This window comes from Mucilaginibacter sp. P2_A4 (assembly GCF_056405015.1).
Map to the genome: position 1 here is coordinate 1 of NZ_JBFUCX010000026.1, position 24,119 is coordinate 24,119.

Consider the following 24,119-nt stretch of genomic DNA (forward strand, 5'->3'; position numbering starts at 1 on the left):
ATGTCCCTTTCACCTTTCACCTTTCACCTTTCACCTTTCACCTTTCACCTTTCACCTTTCACCTTTCACCTTTCACCTTTCACCTTTCACCTTTCACCTTTCACCTTTCACCTTTCACCTTTCACCTAACTTCCACTATCTTTGTTCCTGTGAGCGAGAAAACCATACTTAAATTACAGCTGCCAACGGATCCGCTTTGGGTTAAAAATGTGGTAGAAAGCAATATTGAAGAACTTTTAACAGATCATGCCTATTGTGAGCAAAAGGCGGCCACCAATGGTATCACGCTGATTGTTCAAAACCCTAATTTGTCTGATCTGGTGCAGGAGATGATTGCTTTGGTGCAGGAAGAAATGGACCACTTTAAACGGGTACATGAAATTATTGTAGCCCGTGGTTTTGTATTAGGCAAAGAGCGCAAGGATAATTATGTGAACGAATTGCGTAAGTTTATCATCATCGGTGGCGGCCGCGAAGCGCAGCTGATTGATCGCTTATTGTTTTCGGCCATGATAGAGGCCCGCAGTTGCGAGCGCTTTAAGGTACTGTCAGAAAACATAAATGATAGCGAGCTATCGGCATTTTACCACGAACTGATGATCAGTGAGGCCACACACTATTCTATGTTTATTCGCCTGGCTAAAAAATACGCGGTGGAGATAGATGTTGACAAACGCTGGAAAGAGTTCCTGGAATATGAAGCCGGTGTGATACAAAACTACGGCAAAAGCGAAACCATACACGGGTAATTCGTCTATACAAATAGCCTGATTATCGATACTTTTATTATTGCAGATACTTAAACTTTTACTTTGTATATGTCGCGATTTAGGGCTTTCTCGATAGTAATACATATTGCGGGATGGCTGTTGTTTATGGCCCTGCCACTAGTATTTTTAAATGGCAGGGGGCATGATAATACAACCTGGTTATTATTAACGCAACCCTATTACTGGTTGTTCTGCCTTACGTATATCTTTCTTTTTTACATTAATGCCAACCTGTTTATCCCAAAGCTTTTTTTAAAGAAAAAGTATTTGACTTACAGCATCATAATCCTGGTGTTATTAACCTGCATTTTTTATTTAAAGCCATTTGACAGGTTACTTCGCAGCAACGAAGGCCACCTGCAAGCAAAAGAGCAGCAATCATTACGGCCGCCTTTAAGCCAAAACGGTCCTGATGGGCCTCCTCGCCCATTCAAACCACGTCACCACCACGGGCCTCCTTTGGATATTGCCAGCCTGTTTATTTTCCTGATGATTGTGGCCATAAGCACAGCTATTAAAACCATACAGCAGTTGCAGCTTACAGAGCAACGAATTATCCGTGCCGAAGCCGACAAAACAACGGCCGAGCTTTCATCTTTAAAAGCGCAGATTAACCCGCACTTTTTGTTTAACACACTCAATAACATCTATACCCTTATTGTTACCCAGGATGACAATGCGGCGGAGAGCGTGATGAAGTTATCCAACATTATGCGTTACGTAACCGAGGATGTGACGACGGATTTTGTGCCCCTGCAAAGCGAACTCGATTGCATTAACGATTATATTGAATTACAACGATTACGCATGGGTAAAAATACAGAAGTGCATTTTTCATTACATGGTAATACAACCGGTAAAAAAATAGCACCGCTGGTATTAATGACCTTTGTAGAAAACGTGTTTAAATATGGTATCAGCAATCACGAAAAATCGGTTATCAACATTAAGGTAGATACAAATGATAAACATATTGCTTTATTTTGTAAAAACCGGATCTTTAACAACCGCGACGAAAACCAAAGTACGGGCATAGGCATCAAAAACACCAAACAACGGTTGGCCCATTTATACCCCGGCAAGCATTTATTAAACATAAGCAACCAGGATGGTTATTATACCGTTCGGCTTAGCTTACAAACTTAAAACCCATGGTGTTAAAATGCATTGCAATTGATGATGAGCCCCTGGCGCTAAAATTAATCAGCGGGTATGTATCCCGTTTTCCGTCGTTACAGCTTATCCAAACGTTTGATGATGCCATATCTGGTGCAGAGTTTTTGAAAACCAAACCCGTAGATTTGCTCTTTATTGATATCAACATGCCCGATATTACGGGGATAGACCTCGTTCGCTCTCTTGCAGTAAAGCCGATAGTGATCTTCACCACCGCCTACAAAAACTTCGCTTACGAAGGCTTTGAGCTGGAAGCGCTTGATTACATCCTGAAGCCTATTGATTTTAAACGCTTTGAAAAGGCAGTTGAAAAAGCCATCGATTACTATCGGTACAAAAACCAACCCGCAACAGAACAAGCCGAAGAAAGCCTGTACGTGTACTCGGAATACCGGATGGTAAAAATCGAACTGAGTGCTATTGAGTATATTGAAAGCATGGAGGATTATATCAAGATCCATTTAACCAATGCCAAAACGGTGCTTACCCTTATGCCCCTAAAAAAGGTACTGGAGAAATTACCTGCCGATAAATTTCAGCGCATCCACCGCAGTTATATTGTGCCTGTTAACAAAATCCGCTCTATCCAAAACCGCAAGGTTAAACTCAGCGATATTGAACTGCCGGTAAGCGAAAGCTACCTGGATATTGTTCGTAACTGGATGAAATCCAGGTAAAAAGCCATCTGATCGGCACAGTTCATCTATTTGCCCGCACCTTTCCTGTTATGTATTATTTCGTTGTAAATTTACTTTAGTAAACAAACCAACTATTACCTAATTAAAACCAACCTAACGGATATGAAAAAAGGAATGGGTTACTTAAGCGCAGTGCTGGTGGTATTCGCTACTGCGTTTACCATTGTCAGTCCCGGCGATGGAACATGGCAATTGCTCACAACAACCAATAAAGCCGAAGCACGCAGCGAATGCGGCTTTGCCGCTGTAAAAGGCAAACTTTATTTATTGGGCGGCGATGCCCCGGCCATGCCGGTTGAGGTTTTGAACCTGGCCACAAAAAACTGGTCAAAAAAAGCAGTTGCCCCGGTGATAATGCATCATTTTGAGCCGGTTGTTTATGGCGATAAAATTTATGTACTGGATGCATTTGCTGATAGAAACTATCCCAAACAGGAAGCCTTGGCCAATGTTTACAGCTATAATACCCAAAATGATACCTGGGAGAAAGGCGGAGAGATCCCTGCCGATAGAAGACGGGGCGGCGCAGGCGCTGCAGCATACAACGGCAAACTATATTTAGTGAACGGCATTTTGCATGGCCACACCAGCGGCACCACCAATATGTTTGATGAGTATGATCCCGCAACGCAAAAATGGACTAAACTCCCCGATGCCCCACATATTCGCGACCACTCTACCGCCACAGTGGTTAACGGAAAACTATATGCAGTAGGTGGCCGCAACACCAGTTTGCACGACCCCAACAATTTCATGTCGTTTTTTGATAAAACGGTATTGGAGGTAGATTGCTACGATTTTAAGACCGGCAAATGGACAACTCTCGATGCTAAACTCCCCTTGGGTACCGGTGGCGGCACCCTTGTAAACCTTAATAATAACCTATACTACATAGGCGGCGAACGCGCCACTGCCACTTCACCAAACGGCCCGCAAAAGGAAACCTACTACCTTAATTTGGCAAAGCCAGATCAATGGATTCAAACCGGGAGCCTTAACCTGGGTCGTAACGGAACCTGTGCGGCTGTGATTAATAATAAAATTTACCTGGCAGGCGGCTCAGGCGGAGGCCCGGGCGGTCCCCCGCCTGCAAGTGGCGCCAGGCCCGCTCCACCAAAAAGCCCGCCGGGTGGTAGTCAGCGGGGTGAAATAGCGGTGGAGATATTCTCCATCAAATAGCATAAGCTATAAGCAAGGGGATGGTTTATCTATACATTGTGCCGGTTCACCGATACATCGTTGATTAAACAGGCGGCTGGCCGCATCTTTACATCGTTAACCCGGTGGCGTTGCAGGGCAAAGCCGGGTTACAATCCCCCTTTTTTCATAAAGGTTTCGATAAGGCGCCGGGTGTTTTAAATACACAGGCGCCTTTTTTTATAACGCATCACTTCTTTGTAATTAATTTAACCTTTAGGGTGTTAAGGGGCTAAATTATTTTAATTTTGCAGCCATAAGCGTTATGGGTAAAAAAGGTGTTTTATTAATTAATTTAGGTACCCCAAACAGTGCTTCAACAGCCGATGTGCGTACCTACCTGAATGAGTTTTTGATGGATCCGCGGGTTATTGATATCAACCCGGTATTACGTACCCTGTTGGTTCGCGGTATAATTGTTCCTTTCAGGGCGCCGAAGTCGGCCAAATTGTACCGGAAGATCTGGAGCGATACTACCGGTTCGCCGTTAATGCACTATAGTATTTTACAACAGGAAGCATTAACAGCGCGCCTTGGTGATGAATATATAGTTGAGCTGGCCATGCGCTACCAAAACCCCAGCATTGAATCGGCCCTGCAACGGTTGAAAGATGCTTTGGTTGATGATATCCAGGTAATAGCCCTTTTCCCGCAATATGCATCGGCCAGCACCGGCTCGGTATATGACAAGGTGATGGAACTGCTGATGGAATGGCCTACCAAACCAACCATATCCTTTGTTAATTCATTTCATGATAATGAATTGATGATCGCTACGTTTGCCGAAAACGGGCGCAAATATGATCCCGAAAAATTCGATCATATTTTGTTCAGCTTTCACGGCTTACCACAAAGGCAATTGATTAAAGCCGATCATACGCATCAACACTGCCTGAAGGTTAATGATTGCTGCCAAACCCTTACCGATGCCAATAAGTTTTGCTACTCGGCCCAATCGCACCATACCGCGCAGCTGATTGCCCAAAAGCTCAATATCCCCAAAGAAAAATATACCATCTGTTTCCAATCGCGCCTGGGTAACGACCCATGGGTACAGCCCTACACCAGCGAAATTGTAGCCAAATTGGCCAAAGAAGGTAAAAAAAGCCTCCTGGTATTTTGCCCAGCCTTTGTGGCCGACTGCCTGGAAACAGTATACGAAGTAACCACCGAATACGGCGACGAATTTAAAGCCCTCGGCGGCGAAAGAGTCCAGCTTGTTGAAAGTTTGAATGATGCACCAATGTGGATAGATGCGCTGGAGAAAATGGTTAGGGATAACCATATATCGGGGTAAATTACCCTTCCGATACCACATTTTAACCACGTCATTGCGAGGTACGAAGCAATCTCCATGCTGTACAGAGCAACTATACAAATCCACCACGTCATTGCAATCCCCGACTATACAGAGCGGCTAATTGGGGTTCTAACGTTATGTGGTCGTAAACGACAGCATCGTCCCGCTCATGGCCGCGGGAGGGCCTAGTTCCTTTTGTCTTGATACAAAAGGAACCAAAAAATCAAGTCAGCCGGGATGCATCTTTGCGCTCAAGGCCTTTACCCTGCAAAACGGGCAGAACCACGGGTGGCGAATTTTGCCCGCTCTCACACCCCCTTTCCGCAAAATTAGCTAATTCCCTCTGCCTGCACACAACCCAACATCGTTCTACCCGTTTTCGCCCGAAGCTGCCCTGCTGACAATTGGGGGGAAACGAGAGCTTTTGATTTCTAACCAATAACAAATAAAAACCCGTGTCATTGCGAGCGCAGCGCGGCAATCGCGAACTTTGCATAACTCACGTTTTAAACGTAGGTCTTGGGCGTAAGCTTTTGAGCGATGGCAGACCTGTACTTCACGATATCGTTAATAAAATCACAAGTCCTGTAATCTCTGACAGACATATAGGAATCGCGCCAAAAGCAAAGGAGACTAAATTATGTCAATTCATTAGTTGCCTCATTTAAAACACTCTGATCAATTGAGGGATTAGTAGATGCCATAACAGCAAGTTCCACCAAGATAGAACTTTCAAACGGGTCTGGAACTACGAACCATAACGGATAAGCGCCTTGACCAGGATATCCCCGTTCATTCGAGTTGCCATTCCAACGCATTCCCAAACAGTAATCGCCTCTGAATTTTCCAAAAATAACTGAGTACCCCCAGCTGGTGTCGTCTAAAATTATTTTAATATCCGCCCATGCACCGGGCTTTACAAGACTTGGATCCATTTTTATTTTAACAATTAAATATAACGTTTAAATATTTTTTGTTCAAAAGGCGTCAGCCCCTTAGTCAGACTGGGATTACTACTAAACTTATACCTTATCTGCTGAAGTGTCGAACAATCTTTAAAAAGTTCACTAATTTTCTTGATGATGTCATTAGGAAGGCCGGCTTCTTTTAAAGCTATCTCGTGTTCTTCAGACTGACCAAATTCTAAACGAGTGATAAGATAAGTAAAATTGACAGCCTTGCTCTCTGGGTTTCTTTCCTGCGCAACAAAATTAAATATATTTTCAAAAGTCGTTAAGTACTTGGGCAAAGCAAATTCAAAATACTCACTGATCAAACCAAATGCGTTGCGCACGCGGGTATCGATGTTACCAGATTGGAAATTTGTTACCAATTCTTTAAAAGAAGGATTGATAAAAACGTAATACTTCGTGAGGCGTTTTAAATTAGCGATTGTATAACTTCGATTTTCCCTATGGTGATTATTAAAGAGATGCTGAAAGCATAAATCCAGTATCCTATCTAATTGCTCTCCAGTAGGCATTATTGAATTAAATTGGAGCTCTTCTAAATAGATATCTGCTCTAAGCGCGTCAATTAAACTAAGTTGTTGATGAACATTTACAAATTTGTTTGATCTTATCAGTTCAAACGGTACATTTTTACTTTTTAATAGGTTTTCGGTAGCATTCCTTGTTTCTAAATTAGTTTCCAACAGGTCTTCTCGGTCAATCTGGAGGGTATCCTCAGCGTCAAGAACTGCCTGGTCATAAAAACTAAATTCAATAGTTCCTTTATTTTGATCATGCTGCAACGGAACCATTGAAAATATATTACCAATAAAATGGCTTAGAAACCTTCCAGCCCTGCCTTTAATGTTTTTTACATCAAACCCGCTCAATTAATTTGGTCCTTTGAATTGATCAAAAATGATAACATTTTTTGCTGTTGTATTAACTCCTTCAACAATGGTCGATGTACAAACAATTGCGTCTAATTTTCCTGAATTAAATAGATCGATGATTTCTGTTTGAATATATTTAGGTAGTGAACCATGATGAAATGCGATCCCTGCCTTAAGGCAGTTTACTAATGACCACTCTTTAGATACATTATCCGATATATAATCTATAAGTTCTGTACTTAAAACTCTTTTACCATGACCAATTAAATATTTAGCGGTTTGCTCTGTAGAATATTTTTGTCTCCCATGATAGATAATTGACTGCCCTTCAGCTGCTTTGAATATGTTACGTAAATTTGACCGGGCATTTTTCAATTTTTTAATTTCCTTACCATTCACCTTATAATGAGCGTTTTCAGCAACTTGGTGAATATCAAAATTATCCTTTTGAACAATTTCCGAGTCAAATGATTTAAATTCTGAGTTAGTTTTTTTTATAAAGTTGAGACTAAAACCAGAAAAATATGGTCCGATCAAATAGAAATGAATTCTTGGAAGCCGCGACAATCGATATAAACAGTTAGTAAATACCTTCCCTCGATCATCTTTATCTTGAACCTTGTAAATTTCGTCCATAGTAAAAAAATCAAAGTTCAAATAATTATGACGATCTAATAATACATCTGTCTTTTCTGGCGTAAGGATAAAAATATTAAATTCTGAATCGAATTTAAGCTCTTTATTCCCAAGAGAATTATAAATTTTATATTTGTTTATAATCGCCAGATTACTTTTTAGTTTTCCATAGGTTTCATTTAGAAGTGCAATTGTCGGTAGTACTATAAGGATGTTTTTATAGTCATTATGAATGACGAGTTCTTGCACTATCCTCGACTTTCCAAATGAGGTAGGTGCGCTTACTATTACCCTTCTGAATGTCTGAAACAAATCGAATAATTTTTTTTGGTCCCGAGTGAGTACTGTATTTGATTTCTCCAAAGTGTATAGCTCCTGGCTGACCAGATCATAATCAGAAATCATTTCATCGACATTATCAAAATCAGTCATATCCTTATATAGAAATACCCGGGACTGTATAATACAATCGATCAACAATTGCCTAATCAAGCTATCAGTAACCTTTTTATCGCCTACATGACAAATGACCGATAACGCTAAATTGTAATCTGTGTCATTTGAAGCATTACTTAATAAGAAGGAATGTGTTCTTTCTAATAACTCCTTATATTCATTGATAGAAAGTTGGCTATTCCCTCTAAGATTAGCCAAGAGGTTTTCTATTTTAATCCGATTAGTTTGTTGTGCGTATATCATTTGAATGCGGATTCTATTTTTTCAAGTTGCTCCTTAATTTCTCTTACCGCCTGAAGTGGGACTAGAATAAAGTGCAACTCAACATTGTTTTTAATAGTAATGCTCTTACCATCGATCTGCCTATATCTTCCCTCCAATTCGGTGGAAAGCTCTGCTGTGAACGCCTCACAGACATCCTTGTGATTCCCTACAATTTTAGTATCAAAAGTCAGTAAGATTGGAATTTTAAATTTCATCTTGTCCAATGAAATTCCTGAGTTAAGGTATTCCTCAAGCATCTGTCGTTCATCTTCTTGAATTTCGGTGTTATTCGATTCCAAGATGGTCAGTTCATCTTTTAGAGCTCGATCAGACATGTGATCATTGATTGATTCAATTGCCTTGAATATGGCGCTATTAAAGTCCTGATGAAACTTAGCCTCGCCTAGCCATAAGCAGATATCCCCATTATCAATACTGAAATGGGCACAGTCATAGCCTTTTATTTCATCCTTAAGGGAGGATCGAAGTCTTACTTTTGTTATTACTTTTCGAGCAGGATAAAAAACCTCCAATATCAGGAAGAGCAATAATTCACCATAATCGCCTTTTTTTTCCTTCGGCCTGTCAGAAATACGTTTCCAAGCCCGTGTCTGCAATTTTGCAAGCGTTTCTGCATTTATTTGAGCAAGCTCTTGGGGGGTTAAAGCAAAATGCAAAACTGTATCTCTAATGATTTTCACGAGGTCAGATTGCCTATAAATGCCGCTTTCATATGTGAGATGATAAGAGTCTTTCAGAAACCTATTATGAGTCGTCGTTAATGTGATACCCATAAAAAGATGTTTTGCTCTATTGATTATATTCTTCATAATTTGATACTGGAAATGAAGTAATCAAATTGAATTATAAACTCCGAAAACAGCGATGGCTTGTGTTTGCGATAACACTGATAGAATCCACTAATTGTAGACATGTTTCATAATATGTAATAAGGTTAGTATTTTACTAATGTAATATTAATTTATTGTAAAAATTAAACATTATTACCCGCCTCCTACGGCAAGCCCCCCGCTACCGCAAGCGTTTTCGCTGCCGCAAGGGTCTTCCCTGTGGCACGCTGTACAGAGACACCTCACAGAGCGACCATACAGAGCCTCTATATTTTTACACATGCTTGGTATAAAATATGCAAACACCGATGTATTAATTTAACCGGGCTTTTGTATTTTTAACGTGTGAGCCGCAATTATAAGTTTAAAGATCCTGAGGGATTATATTTCGTAAGTTTTTCTACCGTATTCTGGATTGATGCTTTTGTGAGGCTGCATTACTTTGATTGCCTGGTTAAAAATCTAAACTTTTGCTTCGAGCATAAGGGCATGGAAATTTACGCATGGTGTATAATGCCAAGTCATGTACATTTGATTTTTAAATCAACTATTCAAAAACCCGAGGAACTGATAAGGGATTTTAAGTCCCTTACATCAAAAAGAATGATAGCATTGATAAAAGAAAACCCGCAGGAAAGCAGGCAAGAGTGGTTATTGAATTCTTTCAAAAAAGCAGGACAGGCAAATGGCAATAATATTAATAACCAGTTTTGGCAGCAGCATAATAAACCTATTGAATTATGGAGTGCCGCGGTTATTGATCAAAAGATAGACTATACACACAACAACCCTGTTGTATCTGGCTTTGTAGAAAATGATTACGAATATTTACATAGCAGTGCCAGGGATTATGCAGGAATCAAGGGACTGGTTAATGTTATAATTACATAATCAACTATCCTAAAGGCATAGCGCAGACCTTGCAAGTGGACCACAAGGGAAGACCCTTGCGGTAGCTGCCTGGAACCGATCTATACCCGCGTCATTGCGAAGCACGAAGCACTGACGATTCATTTTAAACAACTTCTTGGGTAAAGGAGCTTGTCCCGAAACACCTAAATAGTTCGCGATTGCTTCGTACCTCGCAATAACATGGTTATTCAGGTTCTAAAACCAACGTATCATCTGCACATCTGGAATCTGCCCATCTACTTCAGTCCTTCAATCTCTTTTAAACTCTTCGGTAAATACTTGCCCAGCAGGTGACTGCCGGTATCGGTTATTAAAAAGTTGTCTTCCACGCGGATGCCGCCAAAATCGCGGTAGGTGTTCAGTACATCGTAGTTGATAAATTCGGTATATTTCTTTTCGGCTTGCCAGCGGTCTATCAGCTCGGGGATGATGTAGATGCCGGGTTCAATAGTAAGCACGTAGCCTGCTTCCAGTTCGCGGCCAAGTCGCAGCGATTTAAGGCCGAACACGGTTTCTTTTTTTAGGGTATCGGTATAGCCAACATAGGATTCGCCCAGGTCTTCCATATCATGTGTATCCATGCCCAGCATGTGGCCCAGACCGCATTGAAAAAACATGGTATGCGCACCGGCGGCAACGGCCTCTTCCGCATCGCCTTTCATGATGCCGGCCTGCGCCAGGCCTTCAACCAGTTTCTGGCAGGCTGCAAGGTGTATATCTTTGTAGCGTACTCCAGGCTTTAGCATACTAATGGCATGATCCATGGAGTTTAACACCACCTCATACAACTCACTTTGCCTGCTGGTAAATTTGCTGCCAACGGGAACCGTGCGGGTTAAATCGCCACCATAATGCATTGGGTTTTCGGCGCCAATATCACATAACAACATTTGGCCATCCTGTAGGGTATGGTTATAATCATGTGTATGCAGGGTTTGCCCGTGCGGGGTGATAATGGCGGGATAGCCCAAATGCGAGTTAGCTGCGATTGCAACCTCGTTGGCTTTGGCAACCAGCTCATAGCCCTTAATGCCGGGGCGAGTATTTTTAATAACAGCCAGCTGCATATCCACACTAATGGATACTGCCTTTTCCATTTCGGCAACCTCGAGCGGAGTTTTGATCACGCGTTGGGCAATTACCGCTTTTATGAGTTTTACAGAAACATGGTCGGCCACATCCTGTAAACTGGTGTTAAGCCAGGCGGCCAGTTTAATTTTATTTTCGGGGCGGTATGGTGGTAAAATGTGCACCCTCCTGCCCGATGTTTGCGCTTTGTGAATGTAGCGCGTTACCTCATCGTAAGGTTTAGTTTGGGATACGCCAACCAAGGCGGCCATTTCGCTCACGGTAGGCAGTACGCCTGTCCAGATGATGTCATCAATGCTCAGCTCGTTGCCGAAAATGACTTCTTCGCCGGTATCGGTATCAATAATGGCGGCCACTGCTGCCACATCCAATCCAAAGTAATACAGAAAACTGCTATCCTGCCTAAAGGGATATTGGTTATCCCGGTAGTTCATGCTGCTTTCCTCGTTGCCCAGGAGCAGGATAAGGCCGTCGTTGGCCATGGTATGTTTTAGTACTTGCCTTCTATCGGCATAAACCTGCTTATCGAATAGTTGAAGATTCATGGTGCAAATATAAGCCCCCCGACCTGCCCAAGGGGGAATTTTAATTGTAATTTTTTAAAAAGCCCGGTCGCTTTTTAAAACGATGAAAACCTGTAATTTTTTTGAATATTTTCTTCAAATAACGGGCGATTTTTTATCTATTATTTTCCCTTTATTAGTATAAAATGGCTGTTTTTTTGTTCAAAAAACGACTTTTAAGAAGTTTGAGGAAAATCATCAGCAATCCAGTCGCTCACAATTTTGGCCGAGAGTAAACAAAGTGGGATCCCGCCGCCGGGGTTTACACTGCCTCCGCAGAAGTACAGGTTTTTAATTTTGGACGACCGGTTGGCATGCCGCAAAAAAGCCGCGAACTGATTGTTAGAGCTGGTACCGTAAAGTGAGCCCTGGTATGATGATGTTCTACGCTCGATACTCCGCGGATCAAGGATACTTTCTGATACAATAAGCTCGCCGATATCATCTCCCAAAATACGGGTAAGCTTCTTCAGGATGTTTTCGCGGGCGGTGGCTATCAGGCTGTCCCAATCCTGCCCGGTATTGGCGGGTACATTAATCATGGTGAACCAGTTTTCGCAGCCTTCTGGAGCATCATCCGGTTTATATTTTGAACTGATATTGAGGTAGATGGTGGGATCATAAAAAATATCCTTATCTATCCAAATATGATCAAACTCAGCCTTGTAATCAATACTGAAAAATATATTATGCAGTTCGAGCTCCGGAAACTGTTTACTAATGCCCCAGTAAAATATCAATGCCGAGCTGCTCCGTTCCTGGCTCAACACCTTTTTGGGGAACAAATGCTCATGTCCTTCTAATAGCTTATGGTAGGTAAACCAAACATCCATGTTAGATACCACCAGGTCGCCACTTACTATGCCGCCATTAACGTTTAGGCCAATCAGCTTTTTATTATTTACAATTATCTGCGAAACAGGTGAGTTGTAATGAAATTTTACCCCCAGTGATTTTGCCAGCATTACCAAACTGGTTACAATGCTGTACATGCCCCCCTCGGGGAAGTAGGCACCAAAGTGCTGCTCTAAATGCGGAATCACATTAAGCGTTGCCGGTGCCGAATACGGGTTTGAACCATTGTAAGTGGCATAGCGGTCATAAAACTGAACAAGCCTATCATCCTTAAAAAAAGTCTCATTGGCCTTATGCATGGTGCGGAATGCATCGATCTTTGAAAAGTTGAAGACCGACTTTATGGTATCCCAGTTCAAATAAGTTTTAAGCCTATGCAGCGATTTCTCCAGGAAAACATGATTGGTGATGCGGTAAATTTCGGCGCTGTGGGCCAGGTATTTTTTTATGGATTCTGTAGATTCATCTGTGTTCAGATACACGTCCTCGGCAAACAGTTTGGTATTTGCAAAGGCCATTATCTGGGTCCCATCTTCGTAAAAGTATTGGCATACTTTATCCAGTTTCTGGTACTTAAAAAAGTCGGCAGTTTTTTTACCGGCAAGGGTAAATAGTTCATCAACATAGGCCGGCATGGTGAACAGGCTGGGCCCGGCATCAAACCTAAAGCCATCCTGCTCAAACTCAGATAATTTACCACCAGGATAAGCGTTCGCCTCAAAAACTTCAACATGATGCCCCTGCACCGCCAGCCTGATGGCAGTAGCAATGCCGGCGATACCGGCACCAATAATCAAAGATTTGGGTACAGCTTTCACGTATAAGAACTAAACACGAATTTCACTAATAAAGTCGAATTTGACGAATTGATTATGGACACAAATAGGGGAAATTTCACGATTTTTTATTGTCAGCAAACCATGGTTTGTGAAAACCCAGCCCGTTTGTGAAATTCGTGTTTATTATCTTATACCCAGCCCATTATCGTTATTTAAAACATATCTGCCATCCTTAAAATCCGGCATGTGGTAAGGGTTATTGCTCACCAAAAACGGACCATCCAGGTCAACCCAGTCGCATTGCGGGGCCAAAGCCAAGCCGGCTAAGGCGGCGCAGCTGGTTTCGGTCATACAACCAATCATAATCTGCAGCCCAAGTTCACGCGCTTTGGTAATCATTCTTTTGGCCTCATACATACCTGCCGATTTCATGAGCTTGATATTTATACCGGTGTATACGCCGTTTGCCTTTTCCACGTCATCAAAGCGCTGCACGGCCTCATCGCCAATAATAGGAATTGGGCTGCGTTCGGTGAGCCAGGCATTGCTATCAGGGTCGGTTTTAAGCATGGGTTGCTCTATAAGCTGCACCCCTTGCTCCTGCAGCCAGTAAGTCATATCCAGGCTTTGCTGCAAATTTGTCCAGCCCTGGTTGGCATCAACGTATAGTGGCACATCGGTAACCGATCGAATGGTATTAATGAGCTCTTTATCAGAATCGCGCCCAAGCTTTACTTTTATCACCTTAAAACCTTCGGCCTCCTTAACTTTTTTGATGATCATTTCGGGCGTATCAATGCCAATGGTAAAGCTGGTAACCGGCATAAGGGAAGGGTTGCTGCCCATCAGTTCCCAGCAGGGCTGTTGCTTTATTTTGCCGTCCAGATCATGCAGGGCAATATCAATGGCCGCTTTTATAGCCGGGTTACCGGGTGCAAGGCTATCAAGGTAATTGATTATCGCGCCAAAATCAAATGGGTAACTTAACTGACCTATATCAACCTTACTCAAAAATTCCGTAGCACTTTGGTGGCTTTCGCCCATGTAAGGCACCATAGATGCCTCGCCGTAACCGGTGTAGCCTTCATGCTTTATTTGCACCAGCATAACTGGCGTTGTGGTGCGCGAAAACTTAGCTATGGTAAAAGCATGCTTTAATTGCAGTTCGAAGGGTTGATATGTCAGTTCCATGTTAAAAACCAAAGCTAAAAGTTTAGAACGAATTTCGTGCTTATCTTTGCGCCCATGTCGGCACAAATTTATTCACCGTTCGAGAGTTTTAATTTCAGCAACAGCAAATGCTTCCTTACGGGAGAGGCTTTAAATACTGAAGAAGAAAAGATCCAGGTTTTTCCGCAATGGCTCATGAGCCGCTACAAACTGGAAGACCAGCCCTTTAAACTGCTTGATGAAAGTATGGCTACCTATAAGGACCTTAAACTGCCTTGCAGCGCCGCCATTAATGAGCAATACCTTGAACCGCTTGAAGCAGTAATAGCCACCGCCTTTGATACAGGCTATGAGGCCGTGAAAGAACTTGATGAGCTGCAACTGTTCCAGTGGGCGGGTAAACTGCTTTATGGTATCATTTTTAACGAGATCCAGGCCGGTATACGGCAGCAGCATGCCCAGGGCGATGAGTTTAATATCTCGCAGTCCATTATCCATAAATTCAGCAACCTGCATTTGATGCTGCAAACCCTCAACCTGCCTATCGAGCTGGATGGTTTTAAGCCTTTCAGCCTCAATTTATTTAAGGTGGATAATGCAGATGATGTTTTTGGCTACCGCGATGAGATCAACACCCTTACATTTTCTTTAAGAATAAAGGATTTTGGATTGATCATTTGCCTGCAGGATAACGGGGCCAACAGCAGCTACCATAAAGAAATGCTGGAAAAAGTAAGGGGCCATACCCTGCACCCTATCCAGTTTGAGGAAGTAAACGGTCGTTTTTTTTACTCGGCCTACCTGTTTAACCGCCTTCCCGAATATAATATTATGCCGGTTGGCGATACCATTTACATCGAAGCCATGCCCCTGCGTGGCACAAGCAGCAAACCTCTTTTTGATGATTGGGTAAATAAAATATACGGCCAGGTATTGGAAAATTTCTGGAAAAACTGGGGCTTCCTGTTGTTAGAGATCATCAAAAACCCCGAGAAACCCATGAGTTTCTTATTTAATGCCGATGGTGGTTTTACTAATGAATCAACGATTGAACTTTCTCGGTAATCTGGCTAAAAAAGCCCGGCAATATACCCGGATGAAATAGAATAGTGATCATCAACCCACTAAGCGCACCATAAAAGTGGGCATCGTGGTTGATGTTATCGCGGGAATATTTTGTTGCATAACTACAGTATACCAGGTACAATACACCAAACACAACCGCGTAAATTGGTATTGGCAAAGGTAATATCATCATAGTAGCTACCGGATTATACAATATTGCGCTAAAAATAATGGCGCTTACCGCGCCCGATGCACCAAGGCTGTAATAACTGTAATTTTCTTTGTGTTTTACTACCGATGGCATATCGCTTAATATCAGGCTTAAAACATATAATACCCCAAACTGCCAATGCCCCAGAACAGGCTCCAGCTGGAATGCGAAAAAGTAGTACGACATCATGTTAAAAAACAAGTGCATCCAGTCTTTATGAATAAACCCACTGGTGATGATGGTGTATATATAACGCCCCCGCGAAACGTTGTAAGGATGCAGCATCAGCTTGCCATACAGGTTCTCGTTCGAGAAAGCGATTAACGAGATGATAACAGTGATTACAAATATGATTGAGGCCACAGGGGCCAGCATTAGATATTCCATTTATTTAAGATCGAGTTTGGTATTAGTTAAAAGGCGGCCTACAGGGTAGCGCATATATGTTTTTTCGAAGTATGGCGAGTTACGGTAGACAAAGAAAAGCTGAGCCTGGGCACTGCTGGCCAGCTGCGGATCTTTGGCTTTGGCATCATCCAGTTTTTGTTTAAGCGCGGGGTCTTTTTTTAGCAGATCCGAAGCTTTATCCTCAAAAACGTAGTCAGAAAAGTACTCCTTTTCGCCCAGCATCGAATCAAAAAAGTTCCAGGCAAAAAATGAATCTACGCCCTGCGGCTCCAGTGTTTCCACAATATATCTGTTTACAGCTTGATTGGTATATACAACGTAATCGCCGGCATAAAATTTCACAGTCATATCAACCGGGTTTAACTGTACGTTACTGTGCAGGTAGTGGCCTTCAAACGGCCGGGCTGGTGTTTTAATATCCCCAAAGTAATACATTTGAAGGTTAAGCGTAGTATCATGAACCAACTGCTGCATTTTTACACCGTTTAGCTTAAACAAATCAATTACTTTACCCCAGGCCTGCGGAATCACGTAGGCTACCGGCTTATCGGCAGTTGCTGTGGCTTTATAGGTATTATAAAATTTGATGGTCCTGGTGTAGGGTTTATCCCTGTCATAGTATAAACGCTTCAGGCCGCTTACCTCGCTGGTTTTGTTCCCGGCTTCGTATCCCTTAAAGATGATGGTATCTACCTTTTGTTTATCTACCTCCCATTTAAGGGCGAATGTTTTTTGGTTGATCACCGCTGCATCGGCCTTTTGCTTTAACTCGCCTATCAGCGTGGCATCGCGCTGGTTGATATCAATCAGGTGCTGCATAAAATCATAAGTGGCATAAACCCTTTTATCAAATGCCTTTAGCATATGCGTTTCGGTAATATAGCTGATGATATTATGCTGGGCGGTAAAGCCGGTAGCAAATCTCGGAGTTTCTAAAAAACTGACAATACCAGAGTCTGGCAAACCTTCTTCGCCCGCGCCGTAGGGAATCATCTCGTAGCCGCTTTTTTTCATGTGGCTATACAGATAAGGCGTAAGTGTTTTGGAGGTATAATCTGCCAGGATGGGGTTCTGTTTATCCTTTTGGGTTTCAATCAGCGTCATTACATACTGATAATCGGCACCATCGCTGGTATGGTTATCCAGGAAGATCTCGGGTTTCCAGGTGTTCAGTATTTGTGTAAAAGCAAGCGCGTTACGGCTATCTGCTTTTATAAAATCGCGGTTTAGGTCCAGGTTGCGGTAATTACCCCTGAAACCATAGGCCACCGGCCCGTTCTGGCTCACACGGCTCTGGCCACGGTTAAGGTTGCCATCAATATTATATAGTGCTATAAAGCAAAGCACTACGTTTTTGGGTAGCTCATTCTTTTTAAGCAGATCGCGCACCAGCATCATACTGGCATCAATCCCCTCCGGTTCGCCGGGGTGTATCCCGTTGTTGATGAGCAATACCCGCTTATCCTGTTTCTTTACCAATGCCGGATCAAAAACACCATCCCTGGAAAGTATGATCAACGTAAGCGGTTTACCTACATCTGTAGTACCGTAGTTGACCATTTTCATTTGCTGCGGATACAGCTTGTTTAACTTTTGGTAATAACTAATTACCTCGGCATAAGTAGCCGTATAGTTTTTATCCTTACTTAACTCAAATGGTGTAAGCTGGGCCTTTGCCGATATACAAATGAAACATATAAGAATAGCAGATAGAACGGATTTCATTAGTTTGCGTTTGCCCAAATATAGGGTTAAGTATAAAAGCGGTGCGAGTGTAAGTGTATTTTTACTAAAAATGGACTTTGTAAACAGCAAAGATCAAATTACCTGCTGCTCTATTCTAAAGCCGCAATTTCGGCCTGAATCTTTTTGGGCAAACTTGCCACAACCTGCTCATAAGAATGATCTATCATTTCACAAAGCTGCTTGCGGGTGAGCGAGCCATCCATGTAAACGGTGTTCCATAGCTTTTTATTCATATGGTAGCCTGGTATTACTTCGGTATAACGCTCGCGTAAGTCAATGGCAAGTTCAGGGTCACACTTTACATTGAAGCGGTTACCTTCTGTAAGCCCAATCAGCAGGAATATCTTTTCGGCTATTTTAAAAACCAGGGTATCCTCTCCAAAGGGAAAACCCTCTGTAACTCCTGGCTTTAGCAGGCAATAATCACGTAACTCTTCTATGTTCAATATTGAAACTTCTTGATAAGTTTATTGTATGATGTTGTATTACCAAAGTTATACTTAAAACCAAGCGATACAAAGGTATATTGATCGGGGGCGTTGTTCTTATATTTGGCAGGCGGGTCGTTATAGCCGTCAAGCCCTTCGCCAAACGTATAATAATGCTGTATGCCTATATCTATACCATACCTGGGCTGGTCATAATCATCATAAATTTTAAACTCATAGCCAAGTCTTAACGGGAAAAACAGGTTAATCCCCTTGTCGGCTCCCCGGAAACCCTCCGCAGATAAAGGATCCGGAAAAACGGCACCATTTTCAGGAAAACGGTTATAGCGTTGAATGCTGGTCATTTTATTGTATATGAATCCAATACCCGTACCAACGTAAAGATTTTTAATCCTGTCCAAAAACCAGCTATCCGCGTAATCCATTATTTCGCCGGCTTGTAAATCTGCATGTATATTTAAGGAAAAGTAGGAATTGCTAAAGTACCTGCCGTATGCATCCTGACTTTTTAAAGCTCCCCCACCAGAAAAAGTTCCTTTTTGCAGTTCGGCGGTAATTGGCAAATATGGGCTGTAATTGTAAACCAGGTTTAAATTAAAAGCCGGGTGATAATCCTGTTTCTTTAAATCGGCCTCTGCTTTACCGTAGCTTCCACCTACGCCAACACCATATTCATAATAGTTAAACCCGCTTTGCGCTTTAACCGTTACAAGCGCAAAAAAAAGGACAAAAAACAGAATATATTTTTTCAATGTTAAATTTTAATCAATATTTACAAATGGCAACCAGCCGGTTTAAACCCGGTCACAAAAATTTTACTAATATAGCTTATGAGTTTTAATTCATCACTAAATTTCACCGTGACAGAACGCTTTTTGCGCTATGTTACCATTGATACGCAATCAGACCCCGATTCTGTTTCATTTCCCTCAACAGAAAAGCAAAAAAACCTGAGCAGGCTGTTAGTTGATGAATTACAGGCTATGGGTGTTACCGACGCTCGTTTAGATGAATTTGGATATGTGTATGCTACCATTCCCTCCAATACTGATAAGCAGGTACCCGTAATTTGTTTTTGCTCGCATGTAGATACAGCCCCCGATAGCAGCGGAGCAAATGTAAAACCTATTGTTCATCAAAATTACCAGGGGCAGGATATTGTTTTGCCGGATGATAATACCCAGGTGATTAAACTGGCAGATCATCCCGACCTTAAAAATCAAATAGGGCATGATGTAGTCACCGCCAGTGGCCTTACTTTATTAGGGGCCGACAACAAAGCCGGCGTAGCCGAAATTATGGATGCCTGCTACCAGCTCATCAATCATCCCGAAATAAAACATGGCGACATCAGGATACTGTTTACCCCCGATGAAGAAGTAGGCCGTGGGGTTGATCATGTGGATATTGCCAAACTGGGGGCCTATGCCGGTTACACCATTGATGGTGAAAGTGCCGGCAATATGGAAAATGAAACATTCTCTGCCGATGGTGCAAAACTGAATATACAAGGGGTGAGCGCGCACCCGGGTTTTGCAAAGGGCAAAATGGAAAGCGCCATAAAAATTGCGGGAGAGATCATCGCGGCTTTGCCGGATAGCCTATCGCCGGAACATACCGAAGAAATGCAGGGCTTTGTGCACCCTGTAGGTATAGCGGGACATGTAGAAACAGCAAGCATTGATTTTATCATCCGCGATTTTGAGGAGGATAATTTGAAAGCTCATGCAGATGTTATTCGTAAAACAGCGAATGAAGTATTGAAGCGCTATCCAAACTCTACCTATACTTTAACCACCAGCCTGCAGTACCGTAACATGAAAAACGTGCTGGAACAACATCCCGGCATAGTTGAAAACGCGATGGAAGCCATTAACAGAACGGGCCTAACTGCCAAACTATGCAGCATTCGCGGGGGTACAGATGGTTCAAGGTTATCATTCATGGGTTTACCATGCCCAAACATATTTGCAGGTGAACACGCCTTTCATAGTAAGCAGGAATGGGTATCGGTACAGGATATGCAAAAGGCTGTGGAAACCATACTGCATCTTTGCATGATCTGGGAAGAAAAAGCTTAAAACTCATCAGTTTATAAAAAGTTTAAAAATGTATACGATAAGAACAGCCACCGTAAACGATGTGGATACCATATTGAGCATTGCTGATACAACCTGGTGGGTAGCCTATTCGCCCATATTGGAGAAAGAGCAAATAACCTTTATGCTGAATGAAATTTATTCGGCAGATAAAATTGGCAAACAGGTGGCGGAAAATCTGCAGACTTACCTGCTGTTAGAAGAGCAAGGTACGCCTGTTGCCTTTGCATCCTATTCGCCGCGCGAGGAAAATGCAGATATATTTAAGCTTCATAAGCTTTACTGCCTGCCACAAACCCAGGGCAAAGGCTACGGTAAAATATTAATCAATGCAGTAGCTCAAAAAACCAAAGATGCAGGCAAACAAATTTTGGAGCTTAATGTAAACAGATTTAATAAAGCCCTGAGTTTTTATGAAAAGATGGGATTTGCAATTGCTTATGAGGAGGATATTCCTATTGGGCCATACTGGATGAATGATTTTGTGATGCGGAAGGAGTTGTAGTCAAAAATCCGATTGTCGTAAATAGCCCCAAAAATGTCTTTATTGCCACCGCGCTAAATAAGTACTTGTGCCGATATTTGAGTATCAGTAAAACCAACGATATGAAAGATCAATCACAAACAAGCACATTGCCACAACCCTTAGCTGTTCTGTTTGAATCTACAGCTAATGAATTTATGCAGACCATTAAACCGGTTAAACAGGATGAGATTAACCTTATCCCGTTTGAAGGAAGCTGGTCGGCCGGACAGGTGATAGAACATGTGCGGCTTTCGGTTTTAAGTACAATAGCTGTAATAAATGCCCCAGTTAAAATAACAGAAAGAAGCCCGGACAAGTTTGCTCAGGCAATAAAGGATTTGTTTTTAGATTTTGATGCCAAATATCCTACCGCACCAACGTTGGTCCCTGAGGATAAAGACTACAACAAGGATTTTTTAACCGCTGAGCTGAATGCTGTTTTTAAAGATCTGCAAGAAAATATCCAAACCAAGGATTTGACCGATACTTGCGCTGCCGCTGAATTTACAGGCATTGGCTACCTTACCCGGCTGGAGTGGATAACCGTAGCCATTTACCATACACAAAGACATGCGCACCAGTTAAATGGGATCAAGAAGTATCTTTGATGGCGTAGTTACTGGCTAGGACACCAACTGTGTTTACTCAAGTAGAGATGCTCCGTTAGGAGCTACCTGTTTGTAGCCATTGCAAACAAAAAACAAGTTTTGCGCCGTAGGTGCAACCCCAATTAACAAGGTAAATAACTTTGCTATTGAAGGGTAGCCTCTACGAGGCAAAGGTGTAAATCCCTTACGTTTTTTCTACAAACAGGTAGCACCTGACGGTGTAGGCTGTCCTCTTTATCAGTTGGTACAATTGTTTATACAGGTTTTTCCGATCAATTAGGAATGCCAGTATTGTTGTAGGTGGCCACCTTACTCGGCTGGAGTGCCTAACCGTAGCCATTTACCATACACAAAGACATGCGCACCAGTTAAATGGAATCAAGAAGTATCTTTGATGGCGTAACCGCCTGTGAGGACACCAACCACGTTTACTCAATTAGAGATGCTCCGTTAGGAGCTACCTGTTTGTAGCCATTACAAACAAAAAACGAGTTTTGCGCCGTAGGTGCAACCCCAATTAACAAGGTAAATAACTTTGCTATTGAAGGGTAGCCTCTACGAGGCAAAGGTGTAAATCCCTTACGTTTTTTCTACAAACAGGTAGCACCTGACGGTGCAGACTGCCTCCTTATTAGCTTGTACAGGGAGGAGCAGCACGACAAGAAGATTGTTTGATACAACCAAAAAGAGCGATGAGTATAAACTCATCGCTCTTTTTGGTTGTATCCTTTGTCTTTCCGTCCTTTGTCCGAAAATCCAAAACTTATATTAACAACCTTACAGGTTCTTCTAATAAAGATTTTAGTGTTTGCAGGAAGGCTGCAGCTGTTGCGCCATCAACTACACGGTGATCTGCACTTAAAGTAACCTTCATTACATTGCCTGGTACTACAGCGCCATTTTTAACAACCGGTACAGCTTGTATACCGCTTACTGCAAGGATACAGGCATTAGGTGTATTAATAATAGCAGTAAACTCATCAACACCAAACATACCTAAGTTTGATATGGTGAAGGTAGAACCTTCCATTTCTGCTGGCTGTAATTTTTTAGCTTTTGCTTTGCCGGCAAACTCTTTTACTTCAACCGAGATATGGCTTAATGATTTACCATCGGCAAATTTAATAACAGGTACCAGTAAACCTTCGTCAACCGCAACGGCAACACCAATGTGGATATGCTCGTTGGTACGGATCTTATCGCCCATGAATGCCGAATTAATAGCTGGGTGTTGTTTTAAGGCAACAGCACACGCTTTTAATACAAAATCATTAAACGATATTTTAACAGGGGCAACATCATTGATGCGGGTACGGGCTGCAATAGCCTGGTCCATATCAATGCTCATGGTTACGTAAAAATGCGGCGCGGTAAATAAGCTTTCGCTTAAACGACGACTGATCGCTTTACGCATCTGGGTAACCGCTCTTTCGCTAAATTTCTCTTCGCCGGTATAAGTTGGCAATACTACAGGAGCTTTTGCAGCAGGTGCTGGTGCAGAAGCGGCTGCAGCAGGCGCAGGAGCAGCTTCTGGAGCTGGTTTAGCACTTGGTGTATATTCTTCAATATCCTTTTTGATGATACGGCCGCCTTCTGCGCTACCTTTTACATCATTAAGGTTAATGCCTTTATCTTTAGCAATTTTACGGGCAAGCGGTGATGCTTTAACACGGCTGTCATCTGCAGATGATGAACCAGCAGGCTCGGCATCAGCGGTGGCTGCAGTAGCTTCCGGTGCGACTTCTTGCGCAGGTGCGGCAGCAGGTGCATCGCCTGTATCTTGCAATAGTGGCGTAATATCTGTACCTTCTTTACCTACAATGGCTATGATACCATTTACAGGAGCAGCTTCGCCTTCTTTAGGGCCGATGTATAAAAGTGTACCTGCTTCATAACCCACAACTTCCATAGTAGCCTTATCGGTTTCTACATCAGCTAATGAATCGTCAGATTTTACTTTATCACCAACTTTAAAGTTCCATTTATTGATAACTCCCTCGGTCATGGTATCGCTAAGGGCAGGCATCCGTATTACAGTAGCGGGTATGCTTGACAGATCAACCTTTGGTGCAGCAGTTGCGGCAGTTTTTTTATCAGCAACGGGCGCAGCTTCCTTTGCAGGTGCAGCAGCCTGGCCACCACCATCGGCAAGGACGGCTTTATAATCTTCGCCATCTTTACCTAAAACGGCTATAACGGCATCAACCGGAACAGCGCTACCTTCTTCAACACCTATAAATAACAAGGTGCCATCCTGGTACGATTCAAAATCCATGGTAGCTTTATCAGTTTCAATCTCGGCCAATACATCGCCGGATTTTACTTTATCGCCAACTTTCTTATGCCATTTCGCCAATACCCCTTCGGTCATGGTATCGCTCATTTTAGGCATTCTAACTACTTCGGCCATATACTATTTATATGTGTTATAAAAAATTTGGTATAAAT

Annotated in this window: 22 protein-coding genes; 10 read left to right on the forward strand and 12 right to left on the reverse strand. The window is 42.5% G+C overall.

The window, feature by feature from the left end; genetic code table 11:
• From AC1DYB_RS29615 to hemH, 5 genes are all read left to right on the forward strand, one after another.
• On the forward strand, positions 1-749 hold a 749-nt coding region (locus tag AC1DYB_RS29615; protein WP_477440434.1), incomplete at its 5' end, for a MiaE family protein.
• A gap of 69 nt (positions 750-818) precedes the next feature.
• Positions 819-1,916 (forward strand): sensor histidine kinase, encoded by a 1,098-nt coding sequence (locus AC1DYB_RS29620; RefSeq protein ID WP_477440436.1) that lies wholly within the window; start codon positions 819-821, stop codon positions 1,914-1,916.
• A 5-nt stretch (positions 1,917-1,921) separates the two neighbouring features.
• Positions 1,922-2,623: a LytR/AlgR family response regulator transcription factor gene (locus AC1DYB_RS29625; protein WP_477440438.1), complete on the forward strand. Its 702-nt coding sequence runs from the start codon at positions 1,922-1,924 to the stop codon at positions 2,621-2,623.
• A 123-nt stretch (positions 2,624-2,746) separates the two neighbouring features.
• Positions 2,747-3,823, forward strand: coding sequence for a Kelch repeat-containing protein (locus AC1DYB_RS29630; protein ID WP_477440440.1), 1,077 nt, complete (start codon positions 2,747-2,749; stop codon positions 3,821-3,823).
• 283 nt (positions 3,824-4,106) lie between these two features.
• Positions 4,107-5,138, forward strand: coding sequence for a ferrochelatase (hemH, locus tag AC1DYB_RS29635; protein WP_477399815.1), 1,032 nt, complete (start codon positions 4,107-4,109; stop codon positions 5,136-5,138).
• Positions 5,139-5,779: 641 nt separating this feature from the next.
• Here hemH and AC1DYB_RS29640 read toward each other — a convergent pair.
• From AC1DYB_RS29640 to AC1DYB_RS29655, 4 genes are read right to left on the reverse strand one after another with little or no spacing between them, the layout of a single operon-like run.
• Positions 5,780-6,076 (reverse strand): hypothetical protein, encoded by a 297-nt coding sequence (locus AC1DYB_RS29640; RefSeq protein ID WP_477440442.1) that lies wholly within the window; start codon positions 6,074-6,076, stop codon positions 5,780-5,782.
• Between the two features lie 14 nt (positions 6,077-6,090).
• The gene (locus AC1DYB_RS29645) at positions 6,091-6,981 is read right to left on the reverse strand and encodes a hypothetical protein (RefSeq protein WP_477440444.1); all 891 of its coding nucleotides are present in this window, start codon (positions 6,979-6,981) and stop codon (positions 6,091-6,093) included.
• Positions 6,982-8,319, reverse strand: coding sequence for a DEAD/DEAH box helicase (locus tag AC1DYB_RS29650; protein ID WP_477440446.1), 1,338 nt, complete (start codon positions 8,317-8,319; stop codon positions 6,982-6,984).
• Positions 8,316-9,170 carry a HamA C-terminal domain-containing protein gene (locus AC1DYB_RS29655; RefSeq protein WP_477440448.1) on the reverse strand — a complete coding sequence of 285 codons (855 nt, stop codon included), beginning with the start codon at positions 9,168-9,170 and terminating at the stop codon, positions 8,316-8,318. Before AC1DYB_RS29655 ends, AC1DYB_RS29650 begins: the two co-directional genes overlap by 4 nt.
• Before the next feature lie 366 nt (positions 9,171-9,536).
• Between AC1DYB_RS29655 and AC1DYB_RS29660 the strand changes: the two genes are divergently transcribed.
• A complete protein-coding gene (locus AC1DYB_RS29660) occupies positions 9,537-10,082 on the forward strand; it encodes an REP-associated tyrosine transposase (RefSeq protein WP_477440450.1) in 546 nt (181 codons plus the stop codon).
• Between the two features lie 257 nt (positions 10,083-10,339).
• Here the strand turns inward: AC1DYB_RS29660 and AC1DYB_RS29665 are convergent, their stop codons facing one another.
• The 3 genes from AC1DYB_RS29665 to AC1DYB_RS29675 form a co-directional block, all read right to left on the reverse strand.
• Positions 10,340-11,737 carry an aminopeptidase P family protein gene (locus AC1DYB_RS29665; protein ID WP_477440452.1) on the reverse strand — a complete coding sequence of 466 codons (1,398 nt, stop codon included), beginning with the start codon at positions 11,735-11,737 and terminating at the stop codon, positions 10,340-10,342.
• Positions 11,738-11,931: 194 nt separating this feature from the next.
• The gene (gene crtD, locus AC1DYB_RS29670) at positions 11,932-13,428 is read right to left on the reverse strand and encodes a 1-hydroxycarotenoid 3,4-desaturase CrtD (RefSeq protein WP_477440454.1); all 1,497 of its coding nucleotides are present in this window, start codon (positions 13,426-13,428) and stop codon (positions 11,932-11,934) included.
• A 144-nt stretch (positions 13,429-13,572) separates the two neighbouring features.
• On the reverse strand, positions 13,573-14,580 hold the full coding sequence (locus tag AC1DYB_RS29675; protein ID WP_477440456.1) for a dipeptide epimerase: 1,008 nt from the start codon (positions 14,578-14,580) through the stop codon (positions 13,573-13,575).
• A gap of 54 nt (positions 14,581-14,634) precedes the next feature.
• On the opposite strand from AC1DYB_RS29675, the gene AC1DYB_RS29680 reads away from it, so the two are divergent.
• Positions 14,635-15,624 (forward strand): hypothetical protein, encoded by a 990-nt coding sequence (locus AC1DYB_RS29680; protein ID WP_477440458.1) that lies wholly within the window; start codon positions 14,635-14,637, stop codon positions 15,622-15,624.
• Here AC1DYB_RS29680 and AC1DYB_RS29685 read toward each other — a convergent pair.
• The 4 genes from AC1DYB_RS29685 to AC1DYB_RS29700 form a co-directional block, all read right to left on the reverse strand.
• Complete coding sequence (locus AC1DYB_RS29685) at positions 15,593-16,222, reverse strand: rhomboid family intramembrane serine protease (RefSeq protein ID WP_477395397.1); 630 nt, start codon at positions 16,220-16,222, stop codon at positions 15,593-15,595. The genes AC1DYB_RS29680 and AC1DYB_RS29685 overlap by 32 nt on opposite strands.
• Positions 16,223-17,968: a M14 family zinc carboxypeptidase gene (locus tag AC1DYB_RS29690; protein WP_477440460.1), complete on the reverse strand. Its 1,746-nt coding sequence runs from the start codon at positions 17,966-17,968 to the stop codon at positions 16,223-16,225.
• Positions 17,969-18,078: 110 nt separating this feature from the next.
• Positions 18,079-18,435, reverse strand: a complete 357-nt coding sequence (locus tag AC1DYB_RS29695; protein ID WP_477440462.1) for an MmcQ/YjbR family DNA-binding protein — start codon at positions 18,433-18,435, stop codon at positions 18,079-18,081.
• Entirely contained in the window at positions 18,432-19,190 is a 759-nt protein-coding gene (locus AC1DYB_RS29700; protein WP_295718165.1) for a hypothetical protein, read from the reverse strand. The genes AC1DYB_RS29695 and AC1DYB_RS29700 overlap by 4 nt, the downstream gene beginning before the upstream one ends.
• Positions 19,191-19,268: 78 nt before the next feature.
• On the opposite strand from AC1DYB_RS29700, the gene pepT reads away from it, so the two are divergent.
• The 3 genes from pepT (at position 19,269) to AC1DYB_RS29715 (ending at position 21,671) form a co-directional block, all read left to right on the forward strand.
• Positions 19,269-20,519, forward strand: a complete 1,251-nt coding sequence (gene pepT, locus AC1DYB_RS29705) for a peptidase T (RefSeq protein ID WP_477440465.1) — start codon at positions 19,269-19,271, stop codon at positions 20,517-20,519.
• Positions 20,520-20,547: 28 nt separating this feature from the next.
• Positions 20,548-21,042 (forward strand): N-acetyltransferase family protein, encoded by a 495-nt coding sequence (locus AC1DYB_RS29710; RefSeq protein WP_477440467.1) that lies wholly within the window; start codon positions 20,548-20,550, stop codon positions 21,040-21,042.
• Between the two features lie 101 nt (positions 21,043-21,143).
• Positions 21,144-21,671, forward strand: coding sequence for a DinB family protein (locus AC1DYB_RS29715; protein WP_477440469.1), 528 nt, complete (start codon positions 21,144-21,146; stop codon positions 21,669-21,671).
• Between the two features lie 763 nt (positions 21,672-22,434).
• Here the strand turns inward: AC1DYB_RS29715 and AC1DYB_RS29720 are convergent.
• Positions 22,435-24,081 (reverse strand): 2-oxo acid dehydrogenase subunit E2, encoded by a 1,647-nt coding sequence (locus tag AC1DYB_RS29720; RefSeq protein ID WP_477440471.1) that lies wholly within the window; start codon positions 24,079-24,081, stop codon positions 22,435-22,437.
• Between the last annotated feature and the right edge of the window lie 38 nt (positions 24,082-24,119).

What these genes read in the sequence shown, in the direction of transcription:
- AC1DYB_RS29655 (WP_477440448.1), bottom strand. Translation starts at nt 9,170, where the DNA reads ATGAAGAATATAATCAATAGAGCAAAACATCTTTTTATGGGTATCACA.
- AC1DYB_RS29720 (WP_477440471.1), bottom strand. Translation starts at nt 24,081, where the DNA reads ATGGCCGAAGTAGTTAGAATGCCTAAAATGAGCGATACCATGACCGAA.
- AC1DYB_RS29665 (WP_477440452.1), bottom strand. Translation starts at nt 11,737, where the DNA reads ATGAATCTTCAACTATTCGATAAGCAGGTTTATGCCGATAGAAGGCAA.
- AC1DYB_RS29630 (WP_477440440.1), top strand. Translation starts at nt 2,747, where the DNA reads ATGAAAAAAGGAATGGGTTACTTAAGCGCAGTGCTGGTGGTATTCGCT.
- pepT (WP_477440465.1), top strand. Translation starts at nt 19,269, where the DNA reads ATGAGTTTTAATTCATCACTAAATTTCACCGTGACAGAACGCTTTTTG.
- AC1DYB_RS29640 (WP_477440442.1), bottom strand. Translation starts at nt 6,076, where the DNA reads ATGGATCCAAGTCTTGTAAAGCCCGGTGCATGGGCGGATATTAAAATA.
- AC1DYB_RS29690 (WP_477440460.1), bottom strand. Translation starts at nt 17,968, where the DNA reads ATGAAATCCGTTCTATCTGCTATTCTTATATGTTTCATTTGTATATCG.
- AC1DYB_RS29625 (WP_477440438.1), top strand. Translation starts at nt 1,922, where the DNA reads ATGGTGTTAAAATGCATTGCAATTGATGATGAGCCCCTGGCGCTAAAA.
- AC1DYB_RS29680 (WP_477440458.1), top strand. Translation starts at nt 14,635, where the DNA reads ATGTCGGCACAAATTTATTCACCGTTCGAGAGTTTTAATTTCAGCAAC.
- AC1DYB_RS29675 (WP_477440456.1), bottom strand. Translation starts at nt 14,580, where the DNA reads ATGGAACTGACATATCAACCCTTCGAACTGCAATTAAAGCATGCTTTT.
- hemH (WP_477399815.1), top strand. Translation starts at nt 4,107, where the DNA reads ATGGGTAAAAAAGGTGTTTTATTAATTAATTTAGGTACCCCAAACAGT.
- AC1DYB_RS29715 (WP_477440469.1), top strand. Translation starts at nt 21,144, where the DNA reads ATGAAAGATCAATCACAAACAAGCACATTGCCACAACCCTTAGCTGTT.
- AC1DYB_RS29710 (WP_477440467.1), top strand. Translation starts at nt 20,548, where the DNA reads ATGTATACGATAAGAACAGCCACCGTAAACGATGTGGATACCATATTG.
- AC1DYB_RS29650 (WP_477440446.1), bottom strand. Translation starts at nt 8,319, where the DNA reads ATGATATACGCACAACAAACTAATCGGATTAAAATAGAAAACCTCTTG.
- AC1DYB_RS29685 (WP_477395397.1), bottom strand. Translation starts at nt 16,222, where the DNA reads ATGGAATATCTAATGCTGGCCCCTGTGGCCTCAATCATATTTGTAATC.
- AC1DYB_RS29620 (WP_477440436.1), top strand. Translation starts at nt 819, where the DNA reads ATGTCGCGATTTAGGGCTTTCTCGATAGTAATACATATTGCGGGATGG.